Below are 14,756 nucleotides of genomic sequence, written 5' to 3'. Positions count from 1 at the left end.
TCCTAACTTAATTCAGCTTTTAATTCTAAGATGGTATCTCTTAATGTAGCCGCCGTTTCAAAATGTAACGCTTTGGCTTCTTCTCGCATTTCTGCTTCTAATTTTACAATTAATTCACGTTTTTCTTTCTTCGTTAAGTCACTCAATTTCGCCGTATTGTAGGCTGGCACTTCTTCTGCTACTTTAGAAATACGAATCAAATCGCGGATTTCTTTCTTAATGGTCACCGGTGTGATGCCATGTTCCCGGTTATATGCTTCCTGAATCCTACGTCTACGGGCCGTTTCCTCAATGGCTAAGGCCATCGAATCGGTCATTTTGTCGGCGTACATAATAACTTTCCCTGATGCATTTCGAGCGGCTCGACCAATGGTTTGGATCAGCGAACGTTCACTCCTTAAAAAGCCTTCTTTATCGGCATCAAGAATTGCTACCAATGAAACTTCAGGAACATCTAATCCCTCACGTAACAAATTAATGCCGACAAGAACATCAAATTCCCCTAGACGTAAATCGCGAATAATTTCTGTTCGTTCTAATGTTTTGATGTCACTGTGTAGGTATTTTACCTTGATTCCTAATTCTTTTAAGTAATCTGTCAAATCCTCAGACATTTTTTTCGTCAATGTTGTGACAAAGACCCGCTCATTTTTTTCAACTCGTTCGTTAATTTCTCCAACAAGGTCATCAATCTGTCCCATGATTGGTCGAACTTCTATTTCTGGATCTAACAAGCCAGTTGGTCGAATAATTTGTTGGATGACCGTATCGGTATGTTCGTATTCGTAAGGACCAGGAGTCGCTGAAACATAGATAATTTGATGAATGTGCTCTTCAAACTCTTCAATTCGAAGGGGCCGATTGTCTAAAGCAGACGGTAAGCGAAAGCCATAATCAATTAGCATTTGTTTGCGCGCACGGTCTCCGTTATACATGCCTCTGATTTGAGGCATCGTCACGTGTGATTCATCGATGACCATCAAGTAATCCTTTGGAAAAAAATCCAGAAGCGTATATGGGGGTTCACCTTCCTTGCGTCCATCCATATGACGAGAATAGTTTTCAATCCCTGAAGTATACCCCATTTCTCTAAGCATCTCGATATCGTAATTGGTTCGCTGTTCCAACCGTTGCGCTTCAAGTAACTGATCGTGTTCTCGAAGAAATGCTAAGCGCAACGCCAGCTCCTCTTGAATTTGCTTGATAGCCGTTTCCATGTGATTCTCATCGGTTACGAAGTGAGTGGCCGGGAAGATTGAGACATGCTCTGTATCGTTAAAAACTTCGCCAGTTAATGCATCCACTTCCCGAATCCGATCAACTTCATCACCAAAAAATTCAACACGTAACGCTCGTTCATCTCTTGAAGCAGGAAATATTTCAACGACATCACCGCGTACCCGAAATCGTCCTCGTTGAAAGTCGATATCGTTTCGTTCAAACTGAATATCAATTAAGCGCCGTAACAACTCATCTCGTGAAATTTCCATTCCTTCACGAATCGAGACAACTTGTTTTTGATACTCAAAAGGTGATCCCAAACCGAAGATACAAGAAACAGACGCTACAACCACCACATCGTTTCGTTCTAATAATGAACTAGTAGCAGAATGCCGTAATTTGTCTATTTCATCATTTATGCTAGCATCTTTCTCAATATAGGTATCACTTGAGGGTACATAGGCTTCAGGTTGATAGTAATCGTAATAACTTACAAAGTATTCCACCACATTATCCGGGAAAAACTCTTTAAATTCCCCATACAACTGGCCTGCTAATGTTTTATTGTGTGCCAGTATCAAGGTTGGCTTATTTGTCTGTTGAATCACATTCGAAATCGTATACGTCTTTCCAGTACCAGTTGCACCCAGAAGAATTTGCTCTTTCTTGCCAGCCTTAATATTATTTACCAGTTGCTTAATTGCCTCTGGTTGATCTCCGGAAGGCTGATAAACGGATACTAATTTAAATTGATTGGTTGTGATTCGATCGATCATAAACAACGCTCCTCTTTCTATCACTGCATGCACCTAGTGTACCATAGCGAACATAGTTTCGCTATTTTTCCGAATGATTTTTTAACAAGAACTAGCATTCACCAACCAACTTTATTTTGTCACTTTTCCTTACATGGTATGTCAGAAAATATTTTGAAAATCTTTCACTTCTTGTTATAATTAACCATCTATTAAAAACATTTACATTTTTTTGATGTTTTTAAGAAAATAAGGGGGAATTATTTAATGAAAAAAAGGTTATTTTTCTTAACACTCTTTTCTATCATGACGACGCTTTTTTTAGTTTCTACAAAAACCGTCTCAGCCGAGGAAAAGACCTATCAAATAGGAACTGATGTTACATTTGCTCCTTTTGAATTTCAAAATGACGCGAAAAAGTATGTTGGAATTGATATTGATTTACTAAATGCAATTGCCAAAGAGCAAGGATTCAAAGTCAATATCCGTCCTTTGGGATTTGACAGTTCCATTCAAGGTGTTCAGTCAGGTCAATTAGATGGTATGATTGCCGGCATGAGTATTACGGACGAACGCAAAAAAAGTTTTGATTTTTCAGATCCCTATTTCGATAGTGGCATCCAAATGGCCGTTAAAAAAGACGAGTCAAGCATTCAATCTTATAATGATTTAAAGGGCAAAACGGTTGGGGCAAAAGTTGGAACGGAAAGTGCCACATTTCTTGAAGCAAACAAAGATAAATATGGATTTTCCGTCAAGACATATGATGACGCAACAGGTTTATACGGTGCGAGTGACAACGGAACCGTCCAAGCAATTTTTGACGACTATCCTGTCTTAGGCTATGCAATCACCAAAGGGCAAAACTTAAAATTAGTCGGTGAACCTGAAAAAGGAAACTCGTATGGCTTTGCTGTAAAAAAGGGGAAAAATAGCGAATTATTAAAACAATTCAACGATGGTTTAAAAAAGTTAAAAGCATCGGGTGAGTATGATCAAATTGTTGCAAATTACATTACCTCAAACACCGATGATAAGAATTCAACCAACAGCGAGGAAATGAAAAAGATTACACCTAAAAAAGCTACCTATGTTATTGCAAGTGATTCGGCATTTGCGCCGTTTGAATTTCAAAATTCAGCCAACGAATATGTTGGAATTGACGTTGATCTGATGAAGCGAGCTGCCGAACTACAAGGTTTTACTATTCAAATAAAATACATCGGTTTCTCAGCGGCAGTGCAAGCAGTGGAGGGAAATCAAGCCGATGGTATGATCGCTGGTATGACCATGACCGACGAACGGAAAAAGTCCTTTGATTTCTCAAATGCTTATTTCCAAAGCGGCATTCAAATTGCTGTGAAAAAGGACAATGCAACTATTAAAACTTATAAAGATTTGAAAGGAAAAAAGGTTGGGGCAAAAGTTGGAACGGAGAGCGCCGATTTTCTAAAAGAAAATCAAGACAAGTATGGATACAAGATCAAAAATTATGATGCAGCAGATCAATTGTATGAAGCGGTAAAAGTTGGCGCCGTTGATGCCATTATGGATGACTATCCTGTCATTGGCTATGCTATTTCTCAAGGTCAAGAACTTGCAACACCTATTGCGAAAGAAACTGGTGGTGAATATGGCTTTGCTGTAAAGAAAGGGCAAAATCCAGAACTAATTGAAATGTTTAATGAAGCCTTGGCTGAAATGAAACGTACCGGTGAATATGATAAGATTGTTAACTCTTATATTTCTGAAGGTAGTGAGTCTTCCGAAGAAAAAACGGAAAAAGCAGATAATTCTACTATGTGGGGCATTCTGAAAAACAATTACAAACAACTCTTAACTGGCTTAGGAAAAACCATGATTCTTGCGTTGGTGTCCTTCGCTCTTGCATTAGTTGTCGGGGTGATTTTCGGATTAATGAGTGTTGCACCTGTTAAAGCACTAAGGGTGGTTGCTTCAATCTATGTTGATATTATTCGAGGAATACCGATGATGGTACTTGCCTTCTTCATTTTCTTTGGGTTATCAGGCGCGACTGGTATTACGATTCCTGATTTTGCCGCTGGTATTATTACATTGACCTTAAACGCCAGTGCCTATATAGCTGAAATTGTTCGAGGTGGAATCAACGCTGTCCCTATTGGTCAAATGGAGGCTTCACGGAGTTTAGGTCTCTCTTATGGTCGGACAATGCAAAAAATTATTTTACCTCAAGCTGTAAAAATTATGATTCCATCTTTTGTCAATCAATTTGTCATCTCATTAAAAGACACAACGATTATTTCTGTTATCGGAGTGGTAGAACTTTTGCAAACTGGAAAAATTATTGTTGCCAGCACATTGCAAAGTACGTATGTCTACTTTATTATTGCGGTTATGTATCTGATTGTTATTACCGCTTTAACCCGACTAGCAAAAGTTTTAGAAAAGAAGGTGAACTAAATGGCTGAAAAAATTCTAGTTGAAAACTTAGTAAAACAGTATGGCGATAACACTGTTCTCAATGACATCAATGTCTCTATTAATGAAGGGGAAGTAGTATGTATCATCGGCCCTTCTGGTTCAGGTAAATCCACCTTTCTACGTTGCCTGAATCGTTTAGAAGACCCATCAAGTGGAGCAATTATCGTTGACGGTGCTGATCTAACAGATAAAAATACGGACATTAACCTTGTTCGTCAACATATTGGTATGGTGTTTCAACATTTTAATTTGTTTCCTCATCTCTCAGTTCTAGAGAATATTACTCTTGCCCCAACCGATTTAGGAAAACTGAGCAAAACTGAAGCGGAAAAACGTGCAATCAAACTACTGGAAACAGTTGGTTTAAGCGAAAAAAAAGATATGTACCCCGAAAGTTTATCTGGTGGTCAAAAACAACGGGTAGCTATCGCACGCGCATTGGCCATGAATCCAGATATTATGTTGTTTGATGAGCCAACTTCGGCACTTGATCCAGAAATGGTAGGTGACGTCTTAAATGTTATGAAAAAATTAGCCAAACAAGGCATGACCATGGTCATTGTAACGCACGAAATGGGCTTTGCAAAAGAAGTTGCTAACCGGGTCATGTTCATAGATGGTGGCAATTTCTTAGAAGATGGTACCCCACAACAAATCTTTGAAAATCCTCAAAATGAACGAACAAAAGATTTCTTAAACAAAGTATTAAATATTTAAATGAAGAAAAAGGACACTGCACAACTTTTCTTGCAGCGTCCTTTTTTTTGAAACAATTTCGTCTTTCTTCTTTTCATGAATTTCGAGTAGAATTTTTGGCTATTTTCTACTTCGATACACTTAAGATAGTATCACTTGCGAACAGTACAAATGACTTTTTTAAATCTCTAGCTTACTTTTACAATCAGCGATCACAAAAAAGTTGATATCCTTATTCATTTCGAGTAACAATATCAACTATTCTAGAGTCTAAAACACTCAGCCATTCCCGAGGAATCACTGAGCAATTGTTTCGCTTATTTGGTTGGATTTGTATAAAGGTCAATAATCAGATCACCTAATTCTTTGTCTGCATTGAAGGGCGCCAAATAACGGTACTCCACTCCACCTGCATTGAGAAAATAGTGACGATTTTCATCCCCTAATTCTTCAATTGTTTCTAAACAATCAACAACAAAACCAGGCGCAACGACTAGAATTCTTTTCACTCCCTCGCTTGGCAAAGCCTGCAAACAATCAGAAGTTGCAGGTTGAAGCCATTTTCCAGGGCCAAATTTGGACTGAAATGATAGATAGGTAGCCAATTCAGGTAATTGTTCCACAATTAAATCCGTCGTCTTTTGACATTCCATTCGATAATTATCTCCATCTTTTTCATACCGTTCAGGTATACCATGATAGGAAAAAAGTATCCCATCCACTGGCGACTCTGCGATGGCTGCTTTGATTTTTTTTACATAGTAATTAATATATATCGGATGACTATAATATGACCGGAAAAAAGTAAAATTGACAATTTTATCACTTTTTAAGAAATACTGTGCAACTGTATCAAATATTGAACCGACCGTTGTGCCAGAGTATTGAGGATACAACGGTACGATTGTTAAAAATTCCGTTTCATTTTCAATAAAGGAATCCAGGACATCGTTGATGAATGGTGTACTATAAGACATGGCATATTCAACTTGTACATCTGGTAGTTGTTGCTGAATATACTTTGCTTGCGCTTTGGTATATTCAAGTAAAGGTGAGCCATCCTTTGTCCAAATTTTTTTATAAAGTTCAGCCGACTTTTTGGGTCTAACTCTTAAAATAATTGCATGTAAAATCATCTTCCAAAATAGTTTTGGCATCTTTATTACTCGGCTGTCACTTAAAAAATAGGCCAAAAACTCTCTTACTTTTTTAGGATTCGCTTCATCTGGAGTCCCAAGGTTAACAATCATCAATCCTTTTTTCAAAAGAACACTCCTCATTGCTATATGCTATTTTTTGATTTTCTTCCAAAAGAAAAAATCTAACCAAATAATAGATGTTAAGATCCTCAACACTCATTTATGGTTAGAATTTTCTTTAAATGACCCGATTTCGTTTTTTACTTTTTCTTTCCGCCAAACGCATCTTTTACCTTATCAAAGAATCCTTCAGGTTGTTGTTCTGAAGTGCTCAGTCCTGACGCTTTCGCAAAGGATCGCAGGGCTTCCTTTTGCTCTTCATTTAGATTTTTAGGTGTAATAATTTTGACGGTTACTTGTTGGTCACCCGTTCCATTACCTCTTAACTTCGGTGCACCCTTTCCGCGTAATCGGAATTTTGCACCTGTTTGTGTTCCCGCAGGTATTTTCAGTTTAATTTCCCCATGAACAGTTGGAACAAGTACCTCATCCCCCAAGGCAGCTTGAACAAAATTAAGCGGCATTTCATAATATATTTCTGATCCGTTTCGATCAAAAATATCTGAAGGAGCAACTCGAAAGACAACGTATAAATCGCCGTAAGGTCCACCATTAGTCCCAGCTTCTCCTTGGTTGGCTAAACGCATTTGTTGGTCATCTTCAACTCCGGCAGGAACATTTACTTTCACTTTATGGGTTTGTTTTTCACTACCTGTACCATGACATGTTTCACAAGGATGAGCAATTTCTTTCCCAGTACCATGACAAACATCACATGTTTGACGACTCATTACTCTACCAAGTGGCGTTTGTCTCTCAACATTAATCGTACCTGAACCATGACATTTATGACATGTTTCAGGGTGAGTTCCTGGCTTAGCGCCATTTCCCCCGCAAGTATGACAGACTTCTTCGCGTTTGTATTTGATTTCTTTTTCTACGCCAAATACTGCCTCTTCGAATGTAAGATCGATAATGTATTGTAAATCGGCTCCTTGTCTAGGTGCATTAGGGTTGGCACTTCTTCCACCACCGCCGCCACCAAAGAACGACTCAAATATATCTTCGAAACCACCAAAGCCTGCACTCGAAAAGCCACCATTACCAAACCCGCCAAAGCCACCACCAGCTCCACCATAATTGGGATTCGTACCAGCATGTCCATATTGATCATAAGCTGCACGTTTTTGCGGATCACTTAAAATCTCATAGGCCTCGGATAATTCTTTAAATTTTTCTTCGGCATCTGGCGCTTTATTGATATCTGGATGATATTTTTTGGAAAGCTTGCGATACGCTTTTTTGATTTCATCGTCCGAAGCCCCTTTTTGCACTCCAAGGACTTCATAATAATCACGTTTTGTTGCCATTGGCTTCCCTCCATCTTTCTATTTCATACTGTAATAGTTTACCATATTTTTCTATACAATGGCATGCAAATTAATTCAAAGAAAGAGCCAAAGTGAATGACTTTGGCTCCCTCAATAACAATATTATTTATCGTTATCTACTTCTTCAAAATCCGCATCAACCACGTCATCCGCGCCGCCTTGAGCTGCTTCTGGATTTTCTTGTGCTTGTTGTTGAGCAGCTTGTTCATACAATTTTACTGTTAAGTTTTGGACGATTTCATTCAAAGCATCGCGTTTTGCCTTCATGTCTTCAATATTATTGGCTTCAACCGCAGCTTTTAATTCATCGCGAGCTGTTTCTGCTTTCTTTAATTCTTCTGCATCAACTTTGCCTTCTAATTCTTTCGTTGTTTTATCAACAGTGAACAATAGGGAGTCAATTTCGTTACGTAAATCAACTTCTTCTTTTCTTGCTTTATCAGCTTCAGCATTTGCTTCCGCATCTTTCACCATACGATCAATTTCTTCATCTGTTAAACCTGAAGAAGATTTAATAGTGATTTTTTGTTCTTTTTGCGTACCTAAATCTTTGGCTGATACATTTACGATACCATTTTTGTCAATATCGAACGTTACTTCAATTTGTGGAATACCTCTTGGTGCAGCTGGTATATCTGTTAATTGGAAACGACCTAATGTTTTGTTATCCGCTGCCATTGGACGTTCACCTTGTAATACATGAATATCTACAGCAGGTTGATTGTCTGCCGCTGTGGAGAAGACTTGTGATTTACTCGTTGGAATGGTTGTGTTACGGTCAATTAATTTTGTGAACACGCCACCCATTGTTTCAATCCCTAGAGAAAGAGGTGTAACATCTAATAAAACGACATCTTTTACATCACCAGTAATCACACCGCCTTGGATCGCAGCACCCATCGCAACCACTTCATCTGGGTTTACAGATTTGTTTGGTTCTTTACCAGTTTCTTTACGTACAGCTTCCACAACCGCTGGAATACGAGTTGATCCACCGACTAAAATTACTTCATCAATTTCTGATTGAGAAAGGCCAGCATCTTTCAACGCTTGACGTACAGGCACTTTTGTCCGTTCAACTAAGTCAGCTGTTAATTCATCAAATTTCGCACGAGTTAACGTCATTTCTAAGTGAAGTGGTCCTGCAGCTCCTGCTGTGATAAATGGCAAGCTAATTTGTGTACTTGATACACCAGACAAATCTTTTTTCGCTTTTTCAGCAGCATCTTTCAAACGTTGAACCGCCATTTTATCAGAACTTAAATCAATGCCATTGTCTTTTTTGAATTCAGCAACCATGAAGTCGATAATTTTGTTATCAAAATCATCCCCACCTAAATGGTTATCACCAGCCGTTGATAATACATCAAAAACACCATCGCCAAGTTCAAGTACGGACACGTCAAATGTACCGCCACCTAAGTCAAAGACTAAGATCTTTTCATCACGATCTGTTTTATCCAATCCATATGCTAACGCAGCAGCAGTTGGTTCATTGACAATCCGTTCAACTTCTAAACCAGCAATTTTACCAGCATCTTTGGTTGCTTGACGTTGTGCATCGTTAAAGTATGCAGGAACAGTAATTACTGCTTTCTCAACTTTTTCCCCTAGATAATCTTCAGCAAACCCTTTGATGTATTGTAGAATCATTGCTGAAACTTCTTGTGGTGTATAAGTTTTGCCTTCAACTTCAACTTTGTAGCCAGCTTCGCCCATGTGGCGTTTGATTGATGAAATCGTGTTAGGGTTTGTCACTGCTTGACGTTTTGCTACTTCACCTACTTGAATTTCTCCATTTTTAAATGACACAACAGATGGTGTTGTTCTATTTCCTTCTGGGTTTGTAATAATTTTGGCTTCTCCGCCTTCTAAGACTGCAACTGCAGAGTTTGTTGTTCCTAAGTCAATTCCGATAATTTTACTCATAATTTATTCTCTCCTTTAATCTACTTCATTCATTTATCTATATCATTACTTCTATTGAGCAACAATCACCATGGTCGGTCTTAAAACACGATCATGTAATTTGTAGCCCTTTTGTAAAACTTCAACAATCGTATCTGGCTCTTGTCCTTCTTCTAATGGTACTGTTTGTACTGCTTGATGCAAAGTCGGATTAAAAATTTCCCCTTTTGCAGGGATTTCTTCAATTCCTTCTTCAGTTAAAGCATGACGCAAACTTTCTAAAACCATTTCAATCCCTTTTTTTAAGTTTTGACTATGTTCATCTTCTGATTCAATAGCCATCGCTCGTTCCAGGTTATCTAACGAAGGTAATATTTTTTTTGCTAAATCTTGTGAACGGTACTTTTGTAACAACTCGCGTTCATTACGATTGCGTGAAGTAATATTTGCAATTTCAGCTGAAGCCCTTAAAAATTTATCTTCCATTTGATCAACTTGTTCTTTTAGGCTTTCAACCTCTGATAAAATTGGATCAACTTCTTCTTGCATAGCATTGTCATCAGTTGATTCAGCTTGTTGTTCATCAGTTGCAAGATTTTTTTCTTCTAGTTCTTGTTCTTCTGCTTCTTGTTTTTTCTGTTCTGCCACTTTTTAAACTTCCTTTCAACTGTTACTGATTTGATCGATCTAGTTCTTGATAATAGCCTATTAACTTTTGCGAGAGCTCTTTGCTGAATGTTTCCAACAAACCATACATTTTTGAATATGGCATACTCGTTGGACCTAATAAGGCAATTGTTCCTAACCCGTGATCTTTTATTGGGTAATTTGCTTGGATTAAGCTCATATTATGAAGTACTTTTACTCCAATTTCATCACCTATTCGGATTTGGAAGTTTCCCTCTCTTGAGGCAAAGAGTTGTGTCAACTCTTCAGAATTTTTCATAAATGAGTACATTGACTTAATGGCTGATGAATCTTGATTGGCTTCATAATCCAATAAATTCATCCGTCCACCTACGTACACTCTTTCTTCGAAGGCTTTACTTAGCACGTGTTCGAAAAAGTCTAGGATCCCATCTGTCGACTGGAAATAACGGTTCATAGTCATAGGTATCTCTGTCCGTAGCCGCTGATAAACGGTCCATAATGACTCATTTACCATTCGATCATTAATAATTTGAACAATTTTTTCAATGTCCGTTGACTGAAAACTAGCTGGCACCGTATAAACTTGACTTTCAACATTACCTTTATCGGTAACAATGATTGCTACGATTTGTCGATTGTTCAAAGGAACAATTCGAAAACCAGTTAATACACGATCAGTTAGGTCTGGACCCAGCGAGAGAGCAGTATAATTTGTCAGTTTTGACAAGATGGTAGCCGCATATTGAATCACATCATTAATCTCGTGAAATTCACGATTCAATCCACGTCTAATCTGCTCTACATCCTTTTTTGATGAGGTCATCGGCTCTAAAAGATGATTGATGTAATATCGATATCCTTCGATGGAAGGGATACGTCCAGAAGAAGAGTGCGTTTTCGCTAATAAACCAACTTCTTCCAATGCTTTCATCTCATTTCGAATTGTAGCAGAACTTGCTTCAATTCCCGACGCCATCAACTTTTTTGAACCAACCGGGATTTCATTCTCGGTATAGTTCTGGATGATAAGACGTAAAACGTCCTGTTGTCTTTTTGTAATCATTTCATCACCCCTTGTTAGCACTCGATATACCTAAGTGCTAATACAATTATAAATATACCACATCTCTATAGAATGTCAAGAAATTCCCCTTAAAAAATTAGCACTCTTAACAAAAGAGTGCTAATCGGTTTTTTGTTTCTATTTTAGACTGTTCGTTGCATCAATTTATTTCCTTGTCTAACAAAAATTTCTCAAAGACATCATTTCCGACATACATTCCTTGCTTTGTTAGAGCGACGCGTTGATCATCTGTTAGTAACCAGCCTTTTGCTACAAGACTGGTCACGACATCTCCATAGATTTCATCAAACGATTGGCCAAATTTTTTTTCAAATGCCTGCTTTGATACACCAGCTAACTTTCGTAAACCTAAAAATAATTCTTCTTCTATTTGTTCTTTTCTTGATACAGACTCACTCTGATAGATTGGTAATGTTCCTTCGCGTAAAGGCTTCAAATAATGCTGGATTGGCCCAAAATTCCGATATCTCTTTTGATCAACATAGCCACTTGCCCCCGCACCAAAACCGTAATATTCTTCATTGTCCCAATACATTAGATTGTGCTGAGACTCATAACCCGGTGTAGCAAAATTACTGATTTCATATTGAAATTTGCCCGCTTTGGTCATTGCGTCAATTGTCTCTTCAAACATTTGCAACTCGACTTCCTGTGAAGGTAGGACCATATTACCTTTTCTCACCCAATTCATAAACATTGTTTTATTCTCCAAAATCAAGGAATAAAGAGAATAATGGGGCAAATCAAAGGCCAGTGCTTGCGTTAGTGTTTGGCGGAAATTATCCAGTGTCTGTCCAGGTAGGGCATAAATCAAATCAATACTCACATTCGAAAAATCCTTCGCTTCCAGTAAATGCAAGGTTTCTGTCACATCTTGCGCCGAATGTTTGCGACCGATTTTTTTTAATAAGCGATCATCAAAAGATTGTACACCCATCGATACGCGATTTACGCCATAGTTTCGAATGACTGCCAGTTTTTCCTCCGTCAAATCGCCTGGGTTGGCTTCAATCGTAAATTCTTTGGTGTCTTTTAGCGATACTCGCTCGGTAATTCCCGCTAACAGCTTATCAAGTTGGGTGGCCGTTAAAGATGTTGGTGTACCTCCGCCAATATAGATTGTCGGAAAAGAGGTGGTTTTGTTTTTTGTTCCCCATTCAATTTCGTCAAGTAAACGATCAACATATTCATCTACTGGCTGCCCTTCGAGAAATACTTTGTTGAAGTCACAGTAGTAACAAATGTGTTCACAAAATGGGATATGGATATACATTGATTTTTGTTTGTTGGTGTTCATTATGCCATTCCTTTGGTCTTATTTGCACAGAAAAAGAGAAAGCCATTTGACTTTCTCAAATTTTTGCTACTTTCTTTATTGGAACCTAGTGTACCATTAATCACGCAGATAATCGAATGATTGGAATTTTTTAATTCGTTAAGCTCAATAAATGCCGTAATTCTTTGACTGTTTCTTTGTTACCTGTAAAAATCAGGTGATCACCCAGTTCGATAACTGTATTTCCACGGGGGGCAATGAATTCATTGTTGCGGTAAATACGACTGATGGTAATCGCTTCAATAAATGGCAACGATTTGATAGGAATCCCTGTGTATCGGCGATTGTTTACCGATACTTCATATAGACCTGACTCCGTATCTGTCAGCATTTTCAGTGTGGATGGTGAGTCGATCATTTCCCTTAGTAAACTAATATTTACATCGAACGTATTAAACAACTCCGCCCCCTTGGCTTGAAGCTGCTCGTACTTAGTATCAGTTAAGTCATGTGACTCTAGGCGGACAATCACTCGTGGGACTTCATATTTTGCTGCAAGCTGAGCTATTTCATAATTAATGGCATCGTCACGATACCCAAGCACCAATACATCAGCATCGAAGATTTGTTTGTCAATCAATGTCTGTTCTTCGCGATTTTCCAAAAATAAGACATGATCCATCGCACTGCGAAACGTTTCATAATGCTCGCGATCGTCCGTCACCATTTGAATATCATACCAGCCTTTTGCAAGTTGTTGAGCAACAGGGATTGTTAACACATTGGTGCCAAAAAAAGTCACTTTGGTTAATTGCTCTTCTTCTTCGGTTGATTGATAAAATTTATTAAAGAAAATAGGTGCAAGAATACAACAAAGGACCGCCGCTAACGTAAATTCGCCTACTTGGACTTCCGTAATTTGATCCAAGTGTGCTGCTACCTCTAGCGTTGGTAACACCAACGTAATAGTTGTCGCAGAAATACACGCGCCGGCCAGTGCATTGGTGCGATTGAAGGCCTTTTGCATAGTAAAAAAGAGTCCTGCTTTGGCTACCATAAAACAAACAAATAATAATAAAATCATCAACCATGCTTCTGGTTGGATAAGCAGACTTCTTAGCTCCAACTTGGCCCCGGTCATAATAAAGAATACTGGAATAAAAAAGCCGTAGCCGACTGAGGTTAACTTTTCTTGCGTACTTTCACTTGGTTGCAAGAGCTTCATCACAATCCCGGCCAAAAATGCCCCTAAAATATTTTCTGCGCCGACTGTTTCAGCCACAGTAACCAAAGTAAAGACGATAAAAAATGCCAAGCGGATATCGAGTTGAGTCGTCGATTTATCAACCTTTGCAAAAAAATCATAAATCCCACGAAAACGCCACAGTAACAGGATGGCTACCAAGAAAATCACTAGAATCAGCCAGATTTGCTCCGACTGTCCGCCATTCAATGCAGCATATGCCGATAAGGCAAGCAAAGGAATGATTTCACCTAAAACGGCAATTAGCAATAGCGTTTGTCCATAAGGTTTGCTTAATAACTCTTTTTCCTTTAGTGCCGCAATCACGACACCTAAGGCAATCGTTGAAAACAAAATTGTCGAAAGCATTATATTATCAAACATACCAAGAAATTTCACGACAAATGCCAATAGCACGGATGTCCCGAGTATCACAACAAACGAGAGTATCGCCATTGGCAACGGCTGCGTTCCTTTTTCTTCAGATGATTTACTTTTAAATAAGCTAAAATCAATTTCCATACCGGATAAAAAAATTAAAATAATCACCCCTAAGCTAGAGAGAAACGATAAATTATTCGTCGTTTCAACGAATTGAAACCCCGTTTTTCCGATAATAATTCCTACAATAATTTCCGCAATTGCTGTTGGCACAGCTGTAATCTTAAAGCGCGCCATCGCAAGTGGAATCATTAATGCAGCAAATAATACAATTAAAAGTGACATTGGTTTGACTTCCTTTCCAACCTTATTGTTTTATTATATCCTGAATTATTCATGAAATACTTTTTCCGTCGTTTCATAGGCAGTTGAGTCAATAAAAAGATCAGAAAAACGAGCGAGATCCTCTCATGACGTGCCACTAAATA

At 38.4% G+C, this 14,756-nt stretch carries 10 protein-coding genes; 2 read left to right on the top strand and 8 right to left on the bottom strand.

Translation table 11 applies throughout. The features are described 5' to 3' along the window. Positions 1–2: 2 nt before the first annotated feature. Positions 3–1,997, bottom strand: coding sequence for an excinuclease ABC subunit UvrB (gene uvrB, locus ACFSR0_RS04560; protein ID WP_379980361.1), 1,995 nt, complete (start codon positions 1,995–1,997; stop codon positions 3–5). A gap of 246 nt (positions 1,998–2,243) precedes the next feature. Between uvrB and ACFSR0_RS04555 the strand changes: the two genes are divergently transcribed. Both ACFSR0_RS04555 and ACFSR0_RS04550 read left to right on the top strand, forming a co-directional pair. Then, a complete protein-coding gene (locus ACFSR0_RS04555) occupies positions 2,244–4,418 on the top strand; it encodes an amino acid ABC transporter substrate-binding protein/permease (RefSeq protein WP_379980359.1) in 2,175 nt (724 codons plus the stop codon). Further along, positions 4,419–5,156, top strand: a complete 738-nt coding sequence (locus ACFSR0_RS04550; RefSeq protein WP_379980357.1) for an amino acid ABC transporter ATP-binding protein — start codon at positions 4,419–4,421, stop codon at positions 5,154–5,156. A 296-nt stretch (positions 5,157–5,452) separates the two neighbouring features. On the opposite strand, the gene hemH is transcribed toward ACFSR0_RS04550, so the two are convergent. The 7 genes from hemH to ACFSR0_RS04515 all read right to left on the bottom strand — a co-directional run bounded on the left by hemH (position 5,453) and on the right by ACFSR0_RS04515 (position 14,613). Next, on the bottom strand, positions 5,453–6,415 hold the full coding sequence (gene hemH, locus ACFSR0_RS04545) for a ferrochelatase (protein ID WP_379980355.1): 963 nt from the start codon (positions 6,413–6,415) through the stop codon (positions 5,453–5,455). A gap of 119 nt (positions 6,416–6,534) precedes the next feature. After that, entirely contained in the window at positions 6,535–7,704 is a 1,170-nt protein-coding gene (dnaJ, locus tag ACFSR0_RS04540) for a molecular chaperone DnaJ (RefSeq protein WP_379980353.1), read from the bottom strand. Positions 7,705–7,827: 123 nt separating this feature from the next. Next, a complete protein-coding gene (dnaK, locus tag ACFSR0_RS04535) occupies positions 7,828–9,654 on the bottom strand; it encodes a molecular chaperone DnaK (protein WP_379980351.1) in 1,827 nt (608 codons plus the stop codon). A 51-nt stretch (positions 9,655–9,705) separates the two neighbouring features. Continuing rightward, on the bottom strand, positions 9,706–10,281 hold the full coding sequence (gene grpE, locus ACFSR0_RS04530) for a nucleotide exchange factor GrpE (protein WP_379980349.1): 576 nt from the start codon (positions 10,279–10,281) through the stop codon (positions 9,706–9,708). A 22-nt stretch (positions 10,282–10,303) separates the two neighbouring features. Beyond that, the gene (gene hrcA, locus ACFSR0_RS04525; protein ID WP_379980347.1) at positions 10,304–11,347 is read right to left on the bottom strand and encodes a heat-inducible transcriptional repressor HrcA; all 1,044 of its coding nucleotides are present in this window, start codon (positions 11,345–11,347) and stop codon (positions 10,304–10,306) included. Between the two features lie 160 nt (positions 11,348–11,507). Continuing rightward, positions 11,508–12,665, bottom strand: coding sequence for a radical SAM family heme chaperone HemW (gene hemW, locus ACFSR0_RS04520; protein WP_379980345.1), 1,158 nt, complete (start codon positions 12,663–12,665; stop codon positions 11,508–11,510). 130 nt (positions 12,666–12,795) lie between these two features. After that, positions 12,796–14,613 carry a monovalent cation:proton antiporter family protein gene (locus ACFSR0_RS04515; RefSeq protein ID WP_379980343.1) on the bottom strand — a complete coding sequence of 606 codons (1,818 nt, stop codon included), beginning with the start codon at positions 14,611–14,613 and terminating at the stop codon, positions 12,796–12,798. Positions 14,614–14,756 lie beyond the last annotated feature (143 nt).

It is taken from the genome of Enterococcus camelliae (assembly GCF_042685105.1).
Classification (GTDB): domain Bacteria; phylum Bacillota; class Bacilli; order Lactobacillales; family Enterococcaceae; genus Enterococcus_G; species Enterococcus_G camelliae.
Note: the sequence above shows the minus strand (reverse complement) of the source record. Positions and strands in the feature narration are given on the sequence as shown.

What these genes read in the sequence shown, in the direction of transcription:
- uvrB (WP_379980361.1), bottom strand. Translation starts at nt 1,997, where the DNA reads ATGATCGATCGAATCACAACCAATCAATTTAAATTAGTATCCGTTTAT.
- ACFSR0_RS04555 (WP_379980359.1), top strand. Translation starts at nt 2,244, where the DNA reads ATGAAAAAAAGGTTATTTTTCTTAACACTCTTTTCTATCATGACGACG.
- ACFSR0_RS04550 (WP_379980357.1), top strand. Translation starts at nt 4,419, where the DNA reads ATGGCTGAAAAAATTCTAGTTGAAAACTTAGTAAAACAGTATGGCGAT.
- hemH (WP_379980355.1), bottom strand. Translation starts at nt 6,415, where the DNA reads ATGAGGAGTGTTCTTTTGAAAAAAGGATTGATGATTGTTAACCTTGGG.
- dnaJ (WP_379980353.1), bottom strand. Translation starts at nt 7,704, where the DNA reads ATGGCAACAAAACGTGATTATTATGAAGTCCTTGGAGTGCAAAAAGGG.
- dnaK (WP_379980351.1), bottom strand. Translation starts at nt 9,654, where the DNA reads ATGAGTAAAATTATCGGAATTGACTTAGGAACAACAAACTCTGCAGTT.
- hrcA (WP_379980347.1), bottom strand. Translation starts at nt 11,347, where the DNA reads ATGATTACAAAAAGACAACAGGACGTTTTACGTCTTATCATCCAGAAC.
- hemW (WP_379980345.1), bottom strand. Translation starts at nt 12,665, where the DNA reads ATGAACACCAACAAACAAAAATCAATGTATATCCATATCCCATTTTGT.
- ACFSR0_RS04515 (WP_379980343.1), bottom strand. Translation starts at nt 14,613, where the DNA reads ATGTCACTTTTAATTGTATTATTTGCTGCATTAATGATTCCACTTGCG.